This is a genomic window from Suilimivivens sp. (genome assembly GCF_037359455.1).
Classification (GTDB): Bacteria; Bacillota; Clostridia; order Lachnospirales; family Lachnospiraceae; genus Suilimivivens; species Suilimivivens aceti.
Genome location: NZ_JAXXXI010000028.1, coordinates 1 through 16950, shown reverse-complemented (window position 1 = coordinate 16950; position 16950 = coordinate 1). Strand labels below are relative to the sequence as shown.

Annotated in this window: 22 protein-coding genes; 2 read left to right on the top strand and 20 right to left on the bottom strand. The window is 45.0% G+C overall.

Annotation, left to right across the window (positions count from 1 at the left end; genetic code table 11):
* Positions 1-3: 3 nt before the first annotated feature.
* The 19 genes from thrH to WJQ40_RS03655 form a co-directional block, all read right to left on the bottom strand.
* Entirely contained in the window at positions 4-606 is a 603-nt protein-coding gene (gene thrH / locus WJQ40_RS03745) for a bifunctional phosphoserine phosphatase/homoserine phosphotransferase ThrH (protein ID WP_118798122.1), read from the bottom strand.
* A gap of 92 nt (positions 607-698) precedes the next feature.
* Positions 699-1190 carry a GNAT family N-acetyltransferase gene (locus tag WJQ40_RS03740; protein ID WP_337537967.1) on the bottom strand — a complete coding sequence of 164 codons (492 nt, stop codon included), beginning with the start codon at positions 1188-1190 and terminating at the stop codon, positions 699-701.
* Positions 1191-1246: 56 nt separating this feature from the next.
* Positions 1247-2224 carry a choloylglycine hydrolase gene (gene bsh, locus WJQ40_RS03735; RefSeq protein WP_337537966.1) on the bottom strand — a complete coding sequence of 326 codons (978 nt, stop codon included), beginning with the start codon at positions 2222-2224 and terminating at the stop codon, positions 1247-1249.
* 18 nt (positions 2225-2242) lie between these two features.
* Complete coding sequence (locus WJQ40_RS03730) at positions 2243-3352, bottom strand: HD-GYP domain-containing protein (protein WP_262574992.1); 1110 nt, start codon at positions 3350-3352, stop codon at positions 2243-2245.
* Positions 3353-3377: 25 nt separating this feature from the next.
* Positions 3378-4238, bottom strand: a complete 861-nt coding sequence (locus tag WJQ40_RS03725) for a deoxyribonuclease IV (RefSeq protein ID WP_118798088.1) — start codon at positions 4236-4238, stop codon at positions 3378-3380.
* Positions 4239-4240: 2 nt separating this feature from the next.
* Positions 4241-4594 (bottom strand): DUF1622 domain-containing protein, encoded by a 354-nt coding sequence (locus WJQ40_RS03720; protein ID WP_118798087.1) that lies wholly within the window; start codon positions 4592-4594, stop codon positions 4241-4243.
* A 17-nt stretch (positions 4595-4611) separates the two neighbouring features.
* Positions 4612-5568, bottom strand: coding sequence for an NERD domain-containing protein (locus WJQ40_RS03715; protein WP_262574990.1), 957 nt, complete (start codon positions 5566-5568; stop codon positions 4612-4614).
* 111 nt (positions 5569-5679) lie between these two features.
* Positions 5680-5862, bottom strand: coding sequence for a hypothetical protein (locus WJQ40_RS03710; RefSeq protein WP_118798085.1), 183 nt, complete (start codon positions 5860-5862; stop codon positions 5680-5682).
* 2 nt (positions 5863-5864) lie between these two features.
* Entirely contained in the window at positions 5865-6386 is a 522-nt protein-coding gene (locus tag WJQ40_RS03705) for a cysteine hydrolase (RefSeq protein ID WP_262574988.1), read from the bottom strand.
* A 29-nt stretch (positions 6387-6415) separates the two neighbouring features.
* Positions 6416-6793, bottom strand: a complete 378-nt coding sequence (locus WJQ40_RS03700) for a hypothetical protein (RefSeq protein WP_118798083.1) — start codon at positions 6791-6793, stop codon at positions 6416-6418.
* On the bottom strand, positions 6793-8112 hold the full coding sequence (locus tag WJQ40_RS03695; protein ID WP_337537961.1) for a sodium-dependent transporter: 1320 nt from the start codon (positions 8110-8112) through the stop codon (positions 6793-6795). Before WJQ40_RS03695 ends, WJQ40_RS03700 begins: the two co-directional genes overlap by 1 nt.
* A gap of 17 nt (positions 8113-8129) precedes the next feature.
* Positions 8130-8597, bottom strand: a complete 468-nt coding sequence (locus WJQ40_RS03690) for a YbaK/EbsC family protein (RefSeq protein ID WP_337537991.1) — start codon at positions 8595-8597, stop codon at positions 8130-8132.
* Between the two features lie 123 nt (positions 8598-8720).
* Complete coding sequence (locus WJQ40_RS03685) at positions 8721-10085, bottom strand: MATE family efflux transporter (protein WP_337537959.1); 1365 nt, start codon at positions 10083-10085, stop codon at positions 8721-8723.
* A 13-nt stretch (positions 10086-10098) separates the two neighbouring features.
* Positions 10099-11376: a DUF438 domain-containing protein gene (locus WJQ40_RS03680; RefSeq protein WP_337537957.1), complete on the bottom strand. Its 1278-nt coding sequence runs from the start codon at positions 11374-11376 to the stop codon at positions 10099-10101.
* A 260-nt stretch (positions 11377-11636) separates the two neighbouring features.
* Complete coding sequence (locus tag WJQ40_RS03675; RefSeq protein WP_337537955.1) at positions 11637-12023, bottom strand: VOC family protein; 387 nt, start codon at positions 12021-12023, stop codon at positions 11637-11639.
* A gap of 27 nt (positions 12024-12050) precedes the next feature.
* Entirely contained in the window at positions 12051-12776 is a 726-nt protein-coding gene (locus tag WJQ40_RS03670) for a sce7726 family protein (protein ID WP_337537953.1), read from the bottom strand.
* A 2-nt stretch (positions 12777-12778) separates the two neighbouring features.
* The gene (locus WJQ40_RS03665; RefSeq protein ID WP_262574981.1) at positions 12779-13525 is read right to left on the bottom strand and encodes an exonuclease domain-containing protein; all 747 of its coding nucleotides are present in this window, start codon (positions 13523-13525) and stop codon (positions 12779-12781) included.
* A gap of 245 nt (positions 13526-13770) precedes the next feature.
* Positions 13771-14232, bottom strand: coding sequence for an L-2-amino-thiazoline-4-carboxylic acid hydrolase (locus WJQ40_RS03660; RefSeq protein WP_337537951.1), 462 nt, complete (start codon positions 14230-14232; stop codon positions 13771-13773).
* A 196-nt stretch (positions 14233-14428) separates the two neighbouring features.
* The gene (locus WJQ40_RS03655; RefSeq protein WP_118798077.1) at positions 14429-14686 is read right to left on the bottom strand and encodes a GIY-YIG nuclease family protein; all 258 of its coding nucleotides are present in this window, start codon (positions 14684-14686) and stop codon (positions 14429-14431) included.
* A 118-nt stretch (positions 14687-14804) separates the two neighbouring features.
* Between WJQ40_RS03655 and WJQ40_RS03650 the strand changes: the two genes are divergently transcribed.
* Both WJQ40_RS03650 and WJQ40_RS03645 read left to right on the top strand, forming a co-directional pair.
* Positions 14805-15092, top strand: a complete 288-nt coding sequence (locus WJQ40_RS03650; protein WP_337537948.1) for a Dabb family protein — start codon at positions 14805-14807, stop codon at positions 15090-15092.
* 19 nt (positions 15093-15111) lie between these two features.
* Positions 15112-16242 (top strand): hypothetical protein, encoded by a 1131-nt coding sequence (locus WJQ40_RS03645; protein WP_337537946.1) that lies wholly within the window; start codon positions 15112-15114, stop codon positions 16240-16242.
* 175 nt (positions 16243-16417) lie between these two features.
* On the opposite strand, the gene WJQ40_RS03640 is transcribed toward WJQ40_RS03645, so the two are convergent.
* Positions 16418-16950, bottom strand: a 533-nt coding sequence (locus WJQ40_RS03640; protein ID WP_337537943.1) for a transposase, incomplete at its 5' end; no start/stop codon positions are given.

The following is a 16950-nucleotide window of genomic DNA, read 5'->3' as shown; positions in this document are numbered from 1 at the left end:
TCTTCAGGCAATCACTTCTTTGATCGCTGCAAGCAGCTCATCATAGGTTTCAAAGGCAGGATACTGCGGGTACTCCTGTTTGATCGCATCTGTTGTGCGGAACAAGAAGCCCGCCTTGCTGGCCTCGATCATGCCAAGATCATTGTGGCTGTCACCGCTTGCGATCGTATCATAGCCGATAGACTGCAGAGCCTTTACTGTCGTATATTTGGACTTTTCACAGCGCATCTTAAAGTCTGTGATCTCTCCATCCGGTGCCACTACCAGAGAATTACAGAAGATAGTCGGATAGCCGAGCTTCTTCATCAGCGGTCCTGCAAACTGGGAAAACGTATCACTGACAATGATCACCTGTGTCAGGCTGCGGAGCTGATCGAGAAATTCTTTTGCTCCCGGCAGAGGATCGATCTTCTCAATAGTCTCCTGAATCTCCTTCAGTCCAAGTCCATGTTCCTTTAAAATGCCGATCCTGTATTTCATCAGCTTATCATAATCAGGCTCATCTCTGGTTGTTCTCTTTAACTCCGGGATCCCTGTCTCCTCTGCAAAAGCGATCCAGATTTCCGGTACCAGTACACCCTCAAGATCCAAACATACGATTTCCATAATGCCTCCATTCTGCTGTTTTCGCAGCTTCATCTCTTTATCTCTCTGTCTCATTATAGCGAAAAAGTATCTCCACCGCTACCCTTTTTTCTTCAGACCTCTATATAATAAGGACAGATATCCTCATATGTGCCATCCTTTAACAGAAAGCCTCCCGGAATGATTCCCAGCTGATGGAATCCTATTCTTTCATATAAATGTCTTGCATGGACATTGGAAGCCACAACAGCATTAAACTGCAGAATGTGGAAATCTTCTTCGTGAGCCTGTCTGATGCAGTCCCTGACCAGCTTCTCCCCGATGTGCAGCCCTCTTTTTTCTCTGCTTACCGCATAGCTGGCATTACAGATGTGTCCGCATCTTCCCACATTGTTTGGATGCAGGATATAGAGACCAAGTACTTCTCCTGCCTCATCCTCTGCTACGCCGCAGTATGTCTGCTGTGCGAAAAATTCTCTGCCGCTTTCTTCTGTCAGTACCTTTAACTGGGGAAATGCAATGCCATCCTCTACCACTTCATTCCAGATTTTCACCATGGCAGGAATATCCTTTTCCCCGTATTTTCTGATCTGTATTTCTTTCATTCTATACACTGCCTCTGTTTCATAAGTTTCTGTGTATATTCTGCCGGCAGCAGCCCTTATGCGTTCTGTAACCGGATCTGTTCTTCCTCCAGCATGGGATAGCGGATCAGTTCTGTGCCATCCAGCTTCTCCCTGTGCATGTCAACCGCCGTGATCTGCCGGTTCGTATAAGTCGTGTAGTAATAGATGCCCTTTGTTGCATTACAGCAGGAGGTATAAATGGTAATTTCGTATTTGCCATTCTCCAGTTCGCAGCATCCTCTCGTCTGCTCAACGCTTCCAAGGATATGGAAAAACTGTCCTACACTGTCTGCTTCCCCTTCTCCTGATCTGGCATGGAGCTTTGTAAATGCCACCCGTACAAAACGGGATGCTGATGAAAGATCTCCCGGAAGTCCAAGGACTCCCATCCCTCTGCTGTAAGTTTCCAAGGAAAGCTGGTCAGAAAACAGATTCTCCGGCTGCCTGCTTGAGAGCTGCATATAATTGTTCAGCTGGAACATCTGCATGGGAAAGGGTGGATTGTTAGTCAGGACACCTGGCGCATTCTCATAGATCTTAAGTCCCTCAGTGCCTGACTCCACAGTAATGGCTTCCTTTTCATCTGCAATGATCCAGTGCAGTCTGCCATTTGGGAGCTGTTCCTTGAATTTGGTATCTGTAATCTGTATTTTTCCTAAGAGTTCTCTTGCCTCTTCTGCATTTTCACATTGTGAAAGAATATATGGAATCAGTTCAAAAACTGCCACATTCTCTTTTCCTTCCCTTACTTCTCCATAAACAGCATTCCCTACGAAATTGAGCCCGGCCATGCCAAGTCCCTTTTCGTTGACTGCATCATAATATAATGGATAATCCTCTTCCACATGAGCCATGCCTATGATTGCATAATGCTTTCTTTTCTCCGGAAGATACCGGAAAGAAAAAGGATAGTTCCTTGGTGTCACTGTTATTTCCTCACCGTAGGAAAATTCATAATCCAGTGTTCTTCCAAAATAAAAATCTTTTGTACGATAAGTTGCCGCCGTACACATAATTCCATCGCCTTTCTGTCAGAGAATAATAATATTCGCACACTTTACATCATTGGCCAGATCATATACCTTGCCGTTCTGCAGGCCAAGTACCTTGGGCCGCAGTACAGCGTAAGACAGATTCTCTACTACCCTTGCCATTTCGCCTGTACTCAGCATGACATCACTGCCAACCGGATACAGGATCACACTTTCCATAAAGCATTTCATTACTTTGATATCCAGTTCTTCCGTCATGGACATGATCATCTCAACTGCCGCCCTTGGAGAAAAGGGTTTCTTATAAGGGCGTTCTGTCACCAGTGCATCATAAATATCAGCTACTGAAATGATCCTGGAAAACAGGTGGATCTTCTCCCCGGTCACCTGCATGGGATATCCCTTTCCATTCATCTTTTCATGATGCTGCAGTACCCCGAGTTTGACCTCCTGCGAGATATCCTTCTTCGGCTCCAGGATATGATAGCCATAAGTGGAGTGCATTTTCATAATGGTAAACTCATCATCTGTCAGTTTACCCGCTTTATTCAGGATTTCATTCGGGATTTTGGATTTTCCAATATCATGCAGAAGTCCGGCGATACCGATCTGATAGACCTGATTATCATTCAGTCCATATTTTCTTGCTACGATCATGGCCATGGTAGCCACATCCACGCTGTGCTTAAAGGTATACTCATCACTGACCTGTAGGGCACCGATATCCACCGCCACTGCATCATTATCCTCAATAGCCTTCAGCAGATCATCTGTGATACTCCTGGACGCATTGGTAAAGTCTGCAGAATTCGTATCCTGATACAGGTATTGTACTCCCTGCGCCACACGTTTCCGCACACTTTCTGAAATTTTAACCCTGGCAGGATCCCTTACTTTAACCTTGTCATAAGTTTTCTGAAGTGCTGCCGGCAGAGACTGTTCTTCTTTTTCTACCTCCTGATCAGGATCTTCTTCCCCCTCACGGATGTAAATGCCGCCAACCCCCATTTTTCTCAGACCCTCAATATGAAAATCCTCAAGTGGTGTTCTCCTTGCGATCAGCACACGACCGGCTCTGTCAATGATCGCCTGATCCAGGATCATTCCCGGGTGTGCTGTTCTAAGCGGAATATATCTTCTCCGTACCAATTAGTTTTCTTCCCTTCTTTTACCCTTATCCTAAAAGCTGACGGATCTCCTCCTTATAAGGCGGGATTGTCTTCTTATCAGAACCTTCCTCACACAGCCATGGTGTTTCCAGGATCTTCGGTATTTCTTCAAATCTCGGATCGTGGACAAGCTTTTTCAGTACCTCTTCCCCAAGGTATCCTTTTCCGATATTAGCATGCCTGTCCTTATGTGTACCACAGGGATTCATGCTGTCATTGATATGAAATACTGCGATCTGTCCAAGTCCAAGCACCTCATCAAAGTGCTGGAATACTCCTTCATAATCATGTGAAAGATCATATCCGGCATCATTCACGTGGCAGGTATCAAAGCATACCCTGAGCCGCTCTTTTTTATGAACCCCCTCATAAATCCTGGCAAGCTCCTCAAAGCTTCTGCCGATCTCACTGCCCTTGCCGGCCATGGTTTCCAGTGCGATGAAAACATCGTCCTCATTCTGATCCAGCACCTGATTTAATCCCTTAACGATCTGGGCTGTTCCGGCATCCACACCCGCATCCAGGCAGGAGCCGGGATGCAGCACCAGTATTTTACTTCTCATAGCTGCAGTCCTTATGATTTCCTTTTCCAGGAATTCTACAGCAAGTGTGAAGGTCTCCGGCTTCACAGTATTTGCCAGATTTATAATATACGGCGCATGCACAACGATTTCGTTAATGCCTGCCTGCGCCGCATATTCCCATCCTTTTTCGATATTCAGATCTTTGATTTCTTTTCGTCTTGTATTCTGTGGGGCTCCTGTATAGAGCATCAGGACATTGGCACCATAGCTTTCTGCTTCCTTCACAGAAGCAAGGAACATGTCCTTTCCCGCCATTCCCACATGGGATCCTAATTTGATCATGCCTACTCCTTTGTTGTCTTCTCTTCCACCTTTTCTTCTGCTTTCTCTTCCTTGATCTCCCAGTGGATCAAAAATGTCAGTGCCGCCCGGAGCGCTATGATGCCCGCTACTGTAGCAATCTCTTTAAAATCCCGGACTGTTACTGTTTTCAGGATCTCACTGCAGAGCTTGAACTCCAGTCCAACGGCAAGCCCCTGCGCAAGTGCAAGCTTCATATCCGGTCTGCGGCGGAGATAAAAATAAAAGCCCTTCAGTCCGGAGATGATAATTACGATCACACCGATAAATTCAAACACGAGGATTGCAACCTCTACAATGTGATGCATCAGATTTTCAAAGAATTCCAACACTGTCATCTGCTACTGTACCTTTCTTAGCTTTCTGTCATATTCCTGACATATCTGCACTTTGGGAATCCGGAACACCCATAAAACTGCATTCCTGCTTTGTCTCCCTTTTTTGCAGTTCGAAGTACCAGTTCCCTGCCACATCTGGGGCAGACCCCAGAAACAATATTCTCTGTTTCCTCTGCTTTCATGCTTTCCGCTTTACTGTCATTTGCTTCTGATATGTCTTCTGTCTGTTCTGCCAGTTTTTCATATTTCTCAGCATAATCCTTGCGCTGCTCTTTGTTTCTTCTCAGGATTTTTTCCGCAATCTCCTTCATTTCCTTTTTCGTAGATGGAAGCTCCCTGTTTTCACTGATCAGTTTCTTCATAGTTCCAATTAACTGGTCTGCCCGAATCACCTGATTCTTTACTTCTTTTGTGGCAAATCTGTCATTTACAATCGTTTTGGGATTTGCCAGTACCACCAGTGATTTATTCCAAAGATCAAAATTCTTTCTGATCCATGCTCCCATCAGGAAATTTCTATTCTCTGCCCTGCATTCCTTTAAAACAGCCATATGCCGTTCATTCTGGGTAATAGGTGAATAAATGCCCTCCCTGTGCTTCTTTCCACCATATTCCATAGTCCGGATAAAATTTCCTTTGGAATCGATTTCGATATTTCCAAAAAGATTCTTACATTCAATAATAAAGTTCAACTTTGCTGTTACAACAATGAAATCAATCTGTGCTCCAAGACCATCTCCGGTTTCCAGATAAATATCCTGAAGCACATACATATCCATATTACTGTTTTTCAGTTCAAACAGTATATTCTCTTCTCCCTGGATACCTGCCTTTGTAATTGCAATTTCCTTCTGGATCTGCTCAAGTGCAGTTCCTTCTGCTTTTTTCTGAAGCAATTCCAACTTTTCCAGATATGCCTGTGCATCACTGGTTCCTTTCAGAATCACCACTTCCGGTTTTGTGAAAATCCCCATAATTCCCCACCATCTCTTACGCTCTGCAAATATATAAATATTATACTTATCAACCGTCTGTTCGTCAATTTTCGAAGTATAAAGCTACACCAAAAAGCCGGCGCCAAAATATCACTGTTCCGGCCAGATATCTCCCTCATTCAGACCGTTTTCTGTCAGGAATTTGTCTTCTGCCATAACCTCTTTTGTCAGGCACTCTTCATTCTCCAGCACAACAAGGCATTTCATTTCTTCTCCTGGCATCCTTTCTTCACAGCCATATTCACCATCAAAAATCTGTCTGATCTTCCACATATTTATTCATTCTCAATCTGGATCTGACATACCTTCATGGCATTCAGCGCCTGTGTATGACTTTCCGGTGTAACACCTGCACAGCACTTTGCATCCACAATAATGGGAACCTCCGGGAAAAATGCCTTTATTACCATGGCATTGGAAATAACACAGATATCCGTACAGAGTCCAACCAGTGTTATGCTTTCTATCGGCTCCTGATCTGCCAGCTTCCGTAGTCTCTCCGGCAGTCTGTCACTGCCAAATGTCAGTTTATCAACAGGCTCTTCTGAAACCAGCTCTGCTATTTCCTTTCTGATCTGCCAACCATTGGTTCCTTTAATACAATGCTTTACCGGCAGATTCTTTCCTTCCTGCGTTTCCAGATAATTTTCAAAATGAGTATCTCTGGTTGACAGAACCATACCATCAAAATTTCTGATCTTATCTGCTACAAAAGGAACGATCGCCTCTGCTTCCTTTGTTCCCAGTGCTCCGTCAATAAAATCATTCTGCATATCCACTACAACTAATACCTTCATCTGAGTTTCCTCCGCTTTTCACAACTACATTATTTCTGCTCATTCCTGCTTCTTTTTACACATTCCACATAATTCTCCCCCACCTGTTCCCGCAGGTAATTTGGCGAGAGCATTGCTGCAAAGTACAGTGTTTCCAACGCCTCCTCCTGTTTGGCGGTAGGACTGGAGGGCACAACCACCCGTGTCTGCCACACCAGCATGCAGCCTGTATATTCCACCATAAAAAGAAGCGGCTCCATGTTTTTGTCCATTTTTTTATTGATCGAAATCTTATCCTCTCCAGCTATCTGTGCCAGCTTTTCGATGTGGGAGGGTGTCGGCTCCTCCACGCTGCCATCCGGCAGGATCACACATTCGCAGGGATTCTCATCCATTCTGTGGGCATTGATATAGTCCATTATCTGCATCAGCCAATTCCTCCCAGTGCAATGCCAAGAACCAGTACAAGAATACAAACCGGAATATAAATGTATTTACAGACCGGATAAAATACTTTCGTATATTTCCTTTCCCTTCCCCTGTTAACCTGCTCCTCCACGTAACTCTTTCCTAGAACCCAGAAGAACATGATCCCGGCAAGTCCTGCTCCCAGAGGACAGATATAAATGGACAGCACATCCATCCAGTCTGATACGATTCCCTGGATGACCAGGGAAATAATCACACTGATGCCACCAACCAGCGCACAGGCTGGCACTCTTCCAAGCTTAAGCTTCTCCTGTACTGTGGCGATCGGTGCCTCATACAGATTGATCAGGGATGACATTCCTGCAAAGAATACCGCTACGAAAAATACGATCATGATCACGCTTCCCCCTGCCATGGTATGGATCAGATTGGGAAGATAAATAAACAGAAGACCCGGACCTCCCTGATCCAGCTGTGCCCCTGTCATGGCCATTGCCGGAATGATCACAAGAGCTGCCAGAAGAGCCGCCAGCGTGTCGAAAAACGCTACTCTTCCTGCAGATGCCGGGATATCCTCCTGATCTGGCAGATACGAACCATAGATCAGGGTTCCATTTCCTGCTACTGACAGGGAAAAGAATGCCTGTCCAAGGGCAAATATCCATGTTGCAGGATCCTTTAAGGCTGCCGGATCGATACGGAAAATATACTGATACCCTTCCTTTGCCCCAGGCTGAAAGGCTACATAAACTGCCAGGATCACAAACAGTATAAAGAATGCCGGCATCATTACCTTATTAGCTTTTTCTATTCCATGCCCCACACCGAGCATCAGGATCACCATACAAAGAATCAGCGCTATGATCTGCCATCCATCATTTCCAAATGCCGATGCCATCTCTCCAAAGGCTGCTGCATATTCCTCTGCACTATCCATGGAAAAACCGGTAAATGCCCCTGCTGTATACTTCAGGATCCATCCCATGACTACTGTATAGCCGATCGCCATGGCAAGAGAGCCAAGCACGGGGATCATTCCCAGTATTTCTCCTATCTTCCTTTTTCCCTTTTTCTCACAGGCAATACCAAAAGCATCTACCGGACCCGATCTTGCCGCACGTCCGAAACTCATTTCTCCTGTCACACCGGTAAATCCAATAAGGATTACAAAAACAACATATGGGATCAGAAAGGAGCCTCCTCCATAAAGTGATACCCTTGTTGGAAACATCCATATATTTCCCATTCCCACTGCCGAACCAATACAGGCTGCAACAAACCCAAAGCTGCTTTTAAATGAACCTCTTTTTTCTGACATAGCTTATCCTATCTCCCTTATATTACCTTAGTTACATCAATCCACTCTTTACTGCGGGAAAACCTTTCCAGCTCCTCCATATTCAGTTCAATGGCACTGTTACTGCTTCCGCAGGCAGGAAATACCGTAGGAAAACGCTTCAATGATTCATCCAGAAATGTGCTAACACCCTCATTTACTGCAAAGGGACATACTCCGCCAACAGCATGGCCGATCAGCGCTACTACCTCGTCCATTGTCAGCATTTTTGCCTTCTTCCCAAATTTAGCTTTATACTTTGCATTGTCGATCTTAACATCTCCTGCCATGACAATAAGAACAGGCTCCTCCCCTACCATAAATGATAAGGTTTTGGCAATTCTGCATGGTTCACAGCCAAGTGCCTGTGCCGCCAGCTCTACCGTCGCACTGGATACCGGAAATTCCAGTATTCTGTCTCCCATTCCATATTGTTTAAAATATTCCCTCACTCTGTCAATTGACATATCATGATCCTTTCTGCCGCAGTATTCTGCCTGTCTTTCTTCTGTCTTTTCCCGCATACACTATATCAGAATATTTTACCCCTTTTTTCAATCTAAAAAAAGGGGTAAATGAAAAAACATTTATCATTTCATTTTACTGTGAACATTCCTTCTTACAAAGAAGAAACAGGCAGCCTGCATGATGATAGTCGCCAGCCAGGAAACCGGATAGGAGATAAACAGCACTGCCAGAGAGCGGTGTGCCGGAAAGATCAGATAGATCCAGATAATCCTGGTTCCTACTGTTCCGATAACAGACAGCAGCATTGGCACTGCAGACCGTCCCATTCCACGCAGTGCTCCCGGGATCAGATCCATGATCCCACACAGAAAATACGTGACCGTAGTATAAAGAAGAATTTCCATGCCACAGGCAATTACTGCCTCGTCAGAGGTATAAATATGTAACAGCTCCGGTCCGAAAAGATAGGCACCTCCGCCCATCAGAAGTCCAATCACCACCGTCAGGATCAGGCAGTCCCGAAGCACCAGATCCATCCTCTTTTTCTTCCCTGCGCCATAATTCTGGCTGGTAAAGCTCATACATGCCTGTGAAACAGAGTTTATCGACGTGTACAGAAATCCGAAAATATTGTTGGCTGCAGTATAGCCCGCCATCGCCGTAGAACCGAAGGAATTCACGGAAGACTGCAGCAGCACATTAGAAAAGGTGATCACTGTACTCTGGATTCCTGCCGGGATCCCCACCTGAAAGATTTGCAGAAGATAAGCCGGGCGGATCCGAAGCTTTTTAAGAGAAAGCTGATAACTGCTTTCTGTCCGGATGAGACAGGATAATACCATTACACAGGAAATACACTGGGAGATCACCGTTGCGACTGCTACTCCCGCCACTCCCATGGAAAAGACAATGACCAGAAGCAGGTTCAGAGCCGCATTGGCTGCTCCTGAAATAACCAGAAACAGCAGCGGCCTCTTCGTATCACCTACTGCCCTTAAGATTGCAGCCCCATAATTATAAAGCATGAAAAAGGGCATTCCCATGAAATAGATCTTCATATAAAGAGCTGCCTGACTGATCACATCATCCGGTGTATCCATCAGCTCCAGTGCACCTCTCGAAAAAAACAGTCCTGCAAGAACCATGACACATCCGCTGATCAGGGCAAACAGCATCGCTGTGTGTACTGTTTCTGACATTTCCTTCTGCTTCCCTGCTGCATAATATCTGGCGGCCAGCACATTGGCTCCCAGAGAAACACCGATAAAAAGGTTGATGAACAGATTGATCAGGGCAGTAGTGGATCCCACTGCCGCCAGCGCCTGACTGCCGGTGAAGCGTCCAACCACTACAATATCCACTGCATTAAACAAAAGCTGCAGGATCCCTGACAGCATCAGCGGCAGGGAAAACGAAATCAGCTTATCCATGATCGTTCCGTTGCACATATCAATTTCGTATTTATTTGCCTGCACTTCTTTTGTCATTCCTGTTGCCTCTTCAGTCATGTTTTCTTTCAAAATACTCTCTTGCAAACTCCATGTCCTGTACCAGTTCAAGAGTACCTATATACCGGCCATTCCTGTCTCTGACTGCCATATATTTCACCAGCATGATCCTGCCGTTTTTATTCATCCACACCGGCACCTCATCCAGCGTACCCGCCCGAAACTCTTCAATGATCCGGCGTACCTGCTGCTCCACTTTCGGTGGATGACAGGAAAATACTTCCCGCCCCAGCGCCATGGCAGGACGCTTAAATACCTTATGTCCTTCATTAAAAAACCTGTTTTTATTTTCCACATCTACAAAGGTAATTTCCATCGGGATCGTGTTCAGCATGGCTTCCAGTTCTTCTACTTCCAGATGCCCGCCTGCCATCACGATCTCCCCGTCATCGGATTCTCTCTGACACGCTGTTCTCTCCTGCAGGATCTTCTCTGCCCTCTCCCAGCTCTTTGGTTCAACCGACAGACAGACATCATAATCCTTCGCATCCTGATAGATTCCGATCCACTCTTCTTCTGTAAAATGAACTGCACAGTTAGGAAACAGAATATTGGCTTCCTTGTAGATCATTTCCTCTGCCCGTGTCATGGCACGCTCCATACGCTGTTTCCACGCTTCATCCTGTCCCTTTGCTTTCGCAAGGCCGGATAATTCATCCCGGATCTCGTCATCTGTCGTCCACATCACATCAGACGGACCTGATATTCCATATTTTACTTTCAACAGAGGATATAAAAGATCCCCCTTCTTGGCATAATGGATCGCAAGCTCCCGGATTTCTGATAAAAGTTCCCTGCTGACTGCATTTTCTCCTGTATTTCTACTGCCATTTACTGCTGTTCCAGTGCCTGCTGCCTCTGTCACTTTCCGGTCAAGCTGCTCTCTGATTCTGGCAATAACCTTCTCAAGCGCTTCATTTTCCTGTGTCAGCGTAAAGAGCGGATGTCCCGTTGTCTCCACCAGTTTCCTGGTTTTCTCTGCTCTTTCTTCCCGAAGAGATGTCACATCCACCGGCTGTCTCGCATTCGCAATTTTCTCCTCCAGCGTGGCGCCGTGAAACAGGGCTGAATGAATATCGCAGAGCTTCTGCACCTCTGTAATCGGCATCCCCTCTTTGATCATCTGCTGCTCTGCTTCCATGATCTCTACAGCATCTACGTCTTTAAATTCTCTCATAAAATCCGCACGGACACTGTCAAGGATCTCTCCCTCAGATAACCTGCGCAGATATGACTTAAGCTGTTCCATTCTTTTTCCAGATTCTACCATCTCAAAAACCTCCTGTTTCTGATTATTCTGCCATGGTTTTGGTGGAGTATACACGCATCCATAAAATTGTCACAATTATAAGTATCATACAAACCGGTCAGAAACATAGGCATCAAAAAAGCAACCGCCCTCACCACAAGTAGGTTGCTTTTTTGATAAACTTATTAACAGGTGAACCGTTTATACGATAACACTCTATTTTGTAGCTCTATCTTAACACTCCGGCTCTGAATCGTCAATCCGATTTTCAAACGATTTCTCTATTTCTTTTCCTGAAAAAATTCAATTTCTTCCTGAAGGGGTCCTCTGCAGAATGCGATCCTTGCCGGGAATGGCGGCTCTGATGTGATCACGATATCCTTGGGTTCTATAAACACTTCATAGCCCGCTTCCCTGACTACTCTCACGCAAGACTCCACATCCTCCGTTTCCAGTGCGAAATGCCGGATAACGCCCTGTTCCTTAGGATCCTCTCCATTGTTAAAAATCTCGATCAGGCCTTCTCCTGTATCCAGCATGGTGCCTGTCTCCCAGCTTCTTGCCACAGTAAGGCCAAGTACATCCTTATAAAAATGTATGGTTTCCTTATATTCCTCTTCATTTCTGCACTTGAATGCCACATGATGAATTCCACTGATCAAGCTCATTTTTCTTTTCCTCCTCTGCACAGTCCATTACCACATTCTTCTGGTCCGTCTGCGTCTTTTCCTTCCTCTCAGTTGTTTTTTACTGGCCATCTGCTGTGCCAGCAGCTCCACCCGTTTCTGCGGATCCTCTTCTTTTTCCAGTCTTTTCTGGATTTCTCCCTTTCGGTATTCTGCCAGCGTTTCCGCTACAGTATTATAGTCTCTTTCCATCAGAAGCTCACTGATCTGCTGCCTCAGCGTCTCTTCATCTATCTTCTCTGGAATCCGTTCCAGAATCTTTTCTGTCACAAAAGACTTGCTTTTCTCCTTATACTTCGGCATGGCATTCCATTCCTGTAACTGGGCCAGCTCCGGCCGCCAGAGAATTTCCAGTTTCCGTTTCCACTTCATCTTCGGGTTCGCCGCAGCTTTTCGGAGAATATAAAAATCAAAGCAGTTCTCTGTTACCTCGACGGTAATGATCCCCCAGTAATCCGGAACATGCTCTTCAATATGAAGCGCATGGCTGGATCCCACAACTACTATATTATAATCGTAATAGCTGTCATAATCCTTTACCTGCCTGGCAAGTCTTGCGTAAGTATCAGCATCACTCTTGATTTCGATCCCATACAGGTACTCCGGTGTCACCATAACAATATCTGCTCTGGATTTCCCCATGGTTTTTTCTTCCAGAATCCGGATCCTTCCATAGGTTTCCTCCAGGAATTCGAACAGGGGCTCCCTGATATCCCTGTCATGCAATTTTTCCATATTCAGATTTTCTCCGTATGTCTGCAAAGAGGAAAGCCTGTGCAGCCCCAGAATTCCCCATATCTTCCGTTCCGTTTTTTCATGATCTGTCCACATACCGGGCAGATTTTAATTCCTTCCCCGTTCAAGACAACTCCTTCATTTCCAGTCATTCTGGCACCAGTTCCAGCTCTTTCCCTCATTGCATATGGTTTTCCGGCATTTCGCAGTACCTTTCCCAGTTCTTCATAGATCTGCTGGTTCATCCGGCAGTCATTCAGTGCACGATGTGCCCCTTCTGTTGAAAATCCGTAATATTCTGCCAGATCTCCCAGTCTGTAATGAGAAAGTCCCGGAATACAGATCCGTGAAAGCTTCAGGGTATCCACATAATCGTTAGCCAACATCTGTCCAAAGAATCTTTCACAGTCTCTGTAAAGAAATTTCATATCAAAGCCATTGATGTTATGACCGACCAGTACATCATCCCCAGCAAAATCAAGAAATTCCTGTAAGACCTCTGCAAAGTCCGGTGATCCGGCCACCATATCATCTGTGATATGATTGACGCTGCTTGCTGCATAGGGAATCGGTCGCCCCGGATTCACCAGAGATGAAAACTCTTCGTCCACGCTGCCATTTCTGACCCGGATAGCAGATATTTCAATCACTTCATCATAATTGCAGGAAATCCCTGTGGTCTCCAGATCGTACAGCACATAATCCGGTACATATTTGTTCAGAAGTCTTCCCTTTGTATTTCCAAGCATCTCTGATCTGCCTTTCTTTCGTTTATCCATTGTTTTATATCATATCATTTTTCACCATTTCTGCCTATGCCTTCCGTCAAAAACTTCCTCAGACAGCCTTCACAGAAGCATACAAAAAAGAAAGCCCCGGCACTTATTACCGACACTTCCTTTTCACTTTTCCTGTATTATTTTATATCTTATTTTCCTATCCTGTTTTCCGTCTTGTCTTCCAGATTCTTTTGATGCAGCTTCCGCTCTTTTCCCTACTGCGGATCCTTCACCTGATCGCCTACAAACCAGTACTCGCACATATCACAGCCATCTGCCAGTGTCTTATCCCGGATCAGCCTGGCATGACGCAGCTTTGCTGTACAGTAATCAAGATCGCAGCATACTGGAAGCACCTCCATAAAGCCATGCTCCCTTGCATAAGTTTCCATAGGACATCTGGTAAAGTAATAATAAAACCCGTCTTTGTGCTTTGTTTCATCGAAATGGAAATCCCAGGATTTTTCCGCATACTCCGGATGTGCCTTCTGCCAGGCATCCGCAGCGTGGAGCATGTTGCTCATCTTTTCCACATCCTCTTTGCGGTTCATGTCATTTCCGCCCTTTATGATTTTCACAAGGGGACGGTCCATCATTTCCTGGGTTACCTTCTTGAAATCCTCTACTTTGATCTCTCCGTCAGCTGCTTTCCAGATTGCCATGAATACATAGCCCATATAGGTATTGCCAGCCATGTCAGTAAACGAAAATAGCTTCCCTTGTACTTCATCATGATTCTTTGTCCCCTCTTATGAAATATTGAAATGTTTCTCCAGAATATCCGCAGCTTCCAGCTCTTCCAGAAGGAGATCGTATTCCTTTTCAAAAGCTCTTATCTACTCCTCTGACTTTCAATGCAGGTTCCTGATCAGATCACAGCTTCTTTAAGTCTGCTGCTTCGATCAGCTTCTGTTTTTCTGACCGGGAAAGCCTCTTGATATGCCACTCCCGGCTCATTGCTTCTTCTTTTGTGTCAAAAGCTTCATAATACACCAGCTCTACCGGCAGCCGTGCTTTCGTATATTTGGCTCCCTTTCCACTGTTATGCATTTCTATTCTCTTTTCCAGGTCATTTGTCCAGCCTGTATAGAAGGTTTTATCACTGCATTTTACAATATATGTATAGTTCATTTTCCCTTATTTCGTGCCAATGGTACCCTTTTGGATACTTGTTGGCCTACTCCCCTTGCAGTATAATCCGTTTGTATAATTATACATAAGTATACTACGCAAAAAGGAGAAAACCAATATGACACACTGTGTTCTGTTAAAATTCAAACCCGGAACTGATCTTGATGCTGTGGAAGCCAGTATCCGTGAAACCTACGAAAAGCTGGATCAGCTGCTGCCTTTTCTCACAGACCCGGTCGTTTTCAGGAATTGTGTGGACCGGGATTCCAATGCCGATCTCATGGCAGTTGTCCAGCTTGACAGCAGTGAACATCTTAATGACTATCTGACGCATCCACTTCACATCCAGATGGCTCAGGATTTTAAGGATGCTCTCGCAGCAAGAACATCTTTTGATCATAATTAATAATGAGGGAGAAAAACCAATGAAAAAACAAAACATCTTTGCTTCATCTTACCTTGGCGTCGCAGCTGTATGGCTCGGCGGCCACTTTGGTCCCGGCTTTGCTACCGGTGCCTTCAGTGTCACCTACTATGTAAAATATGGCTGGATCGGTCTCGTCATGCCACTGCTTGCCATGCTGGTGACCGGCGGTGTCATGTTCTATATGACAGAATATGCAAGAAGCCACAATACAACCAGCTATAAGCCCTTTGTCCTTTCCTGCTACGGAGAAAAGGCTGGCAAATTCATCAGTATCATCTATGATCTTCTTTTCCTTGCCACCGTTATGTGTGCCGGCGGTCTTGCTTTCTCAGGCGAAGCAAACGTACTTATGAGTTTCGGCTTCAGCTACTGGGCTGCTGCAATCCCTACTATCATTATTTCTGCACTGCTATGTCTGTATGGATCAAAGCTTCTTTCCCTTGCTTCCAAATATATGATGTATGCCATCGTTTTTGTTGTCATTCTGATCGCCGTTCTGAGTCTTGTATTTGGTCAGTATGACCTTGGCGCTGCACTTACCTCTGCCCCTGTCAGCACGAAAGAGCCTAATCTTCTCTATGCTGTTTTCAGTGCAGTTTTGTATGGCTGCTTCCAGTCCACGATCTGCTTTAACGTCATGTCAGTAGCAGATATATTAAAAAGCCGTGAGGAAACCAGAAAAGCGATCATTGCAGGTTATGTCATCACTGTGGTTCTGATGATTGCCATCGCTTTTACTCTTTTCTGCTATGTTACAGTCATCCCGGATCTCTGCAATCCAGGTGTCGTAGCCGTGCCCATTATGGCTGTACTCGGAAAACTTGGCTTTTCCTGGCTGACTATCCTTTTTGTTGTTCTGATGACACTCGCAGTCCTCACAAGTGCTGCCGGACTGGCCGGCGCCGGATGTGCAAGATTTAACAAGCTTTTCTCTTACATTAAAAATGTGCAGCTGCGCCGGGCTGTTATCACCGTCATTCTCCTTGGCCTTGCTGCTTTGGGAGCTTCTTTTGGTATGAAAGCCCTGCTCCAGAAGGGAACCACCATTATCGGATACATCGGAATTCCTTCTCTGGTCATCCCGGCTTTTACGATCGTCCGCTCCCGTCTTGGCAGGAAAACAGATTAAGATATTGCCCACAAAAAGGAGCTGTAAAATAAGTCCCTAATTAAGAAACGCCAACTCCGGCAAACGTCGGTTTTGGCGTTTCTTTGTATGAATTTTTTCTATTTTTGAACAGGTCTGCATCTTTGGGTATAAAAAATGGTGCATTTAATAAAGCTCAGCTAATCACGCTTGAGTTTTATGCAGCTTTCGTCTGTCGTTGCTTTTTATTATGATATTTATAAAGATTGAATCCACATGAAATCAGTGTGAGCTCGAGAATTACATTTTTCTCGCCTCTCCGAAATAATCTTTTATACGATTTATCCCACTTTAATACACCAAAAGTTCCCTCGGATTGAATACTTCGGTTCATTCTCAAGAGGGCACCATGTATGGATTCGAGATTTTGCAGCACTTCCTGGTGGATAGCGGTTAATTCCTGATTCATTCGGATTGTCCGGTTCTTTTGTGCTTTCGGACAGCATTCTTGTTTATACGGACATCCTTCGCAGGATTCACATTCATACAGTTCTTCGGTCCGCCCATATTTGTTATATTTTACATGCTGTGTTCTCTTGAAGAGAAATTTCCGACCGTTTGGGCATAAGAGATTTCCATCAGCATCTTTTGCAAAATTTACAGCCCGATACGGATTCTCATGGTATTTTTTATCTGTCGTTTCTTTTTTGTACATGGTAAATTTCATGTATTTTTCCATGCCGTGTTCTT

Bases quoted from the DNA above. Each gene is read 5' to 3' on its own strand.
- WJQ40_RS03690 (WP_337537991.1), bottom strand. From the start codon at position 8,597: ATGTCAATTGACAGAGTGAGGGAATATTTTAAACAATATGGAATGGGA.
- WJQ40_RS03660 (WP_337537951.1), bottom strand. From the start codon at position 14,232: ATGGGCTATGTATTCATGGCAATCTGGAAAGCAGCTGACGGAGAGATC.
- WJQ40_RS03655 (WP_118798077.1), bottom strand. From the start codon at position 14,686: ATGAACTATACATATATTGTAAAATGCAGTGATAAAACCTTCTATACA.
- WJQ40_RS03720 (WP_118798087.1), bottom strand. From the start codon at position 4,594: ATGACAGTGTTGGAATTCTTTGAAAATCTGATGCATCACATTGTAGAG.
- WJQ40_RS03725 (WP_118798088.1), bottom strand. From the start codon at position 4,238: ATGATCAAATTAGGATCCCATGTGGGAATGGCGGGAAAGGACATGTTC.
- WJQ40_RS03675 (WP_337537955.1), bottom strand. From the start codon at position 12,023: ATGAGCTTGATCAGTGGAATTCATCATGTGGCATTCAAGTGCAGAAAT.
- WJQ40_RS03700 (WP_118798083.1), bottom strand. From the start codon at position 6,793: ATGCAGATAATGGACTATATCAATGCCCACAGAATGGATGAGAATCCC.
- thrH (WP_118798122.1), bottom strand. From the start codon at position 606: ATGGAAATCGTATGTTTGGATCTTGAGGGTGTACTGGTACCGGAAATC.
- WJQ40_RS03650 (WP_337537948.1), top strand. From the start codon at position 14,805: ATGACACACTGTGTTCTGTTAAAATTCAAACCCGGAACTGATCTTGAT.
- WJQ40_RS03665 (WP_262574981.1), bottom strand. From the start codon at position 13,525: ATGCTTGGAAATACAAAGGGAAGACTTCTGAACAAATATGTACCGGAT.
- WJQ40_RS03685 (WP_337537959.1), bottom strand. From the start codon at position 10,085: ATGACAAAAGAAGTGCAGGCAAATAAATACGAAATTGATATGTGCAAC.
- WJQ40_RS03705 (WP_262574988.1), bottom strand. From the start codon at position 6,386: ATGAAGGTATTAGTTGTAGTGGATATGCAGAATGATTTTATTGACGGA.
- WJQ40_RS03670 (WP_337537953.1), bottom strand. From the start codon at position 12,776: ATGGAAAAATTGCATGACAGGGATATCAGGGAGCCCCTGTTCGAATTC.
- bsh (WP_337537966.1), bottom strand. From the start codon at position 2,224: ATGTGTACGGCGGCAACTTATCGTACAAAAGATTTTTATTTTGGAAGA.
- WJQ40_RS03710 (WP_118798085.1), bottom strand. From the start codon at position 5,862: ATGTGGAAGATCAGACAGATTTTTGATGGTGAATATGGCTGTGAAGAA.
- WJQ40_RS03645 (WP_337537946.1), top strand. From the start codon at position 15,112: ATGAAAAAACAAAACATCTTTGCTTCATCTTACCTTGGCGTCGCAGCT.
- WJQ40_RS03740 (WP_337537967.1), bottom strand. From the start codon at position 1,190: ATGAAAGAAATACAGATCAGAAAATACGGGGAAAAGGATATTCCTGCC.
- WJQ40_RS03715 (WP_262574990.1), bottom strand. From the start codon at position 5,568: ATGGGGATTTTCACAAAACCGGAAGTGGTGATTCTGAAAGGAACCAGT.
- WJQ40_RS03680 (WP_337537957.1), bottom strand. From the start codon at position 11,376: ATGGTAGAATCTGGAAAAAGAATGGAACAGCTTAAGTCATATCTGCGC.
- WJQ40_RS03695 (WP_337537961.1), bottom strand. From the start codon at position 8,112: ATGTCAGAAAAAAGAGGTTCATTTAAAAGCAGCTTTGGGTTTGTTGCA.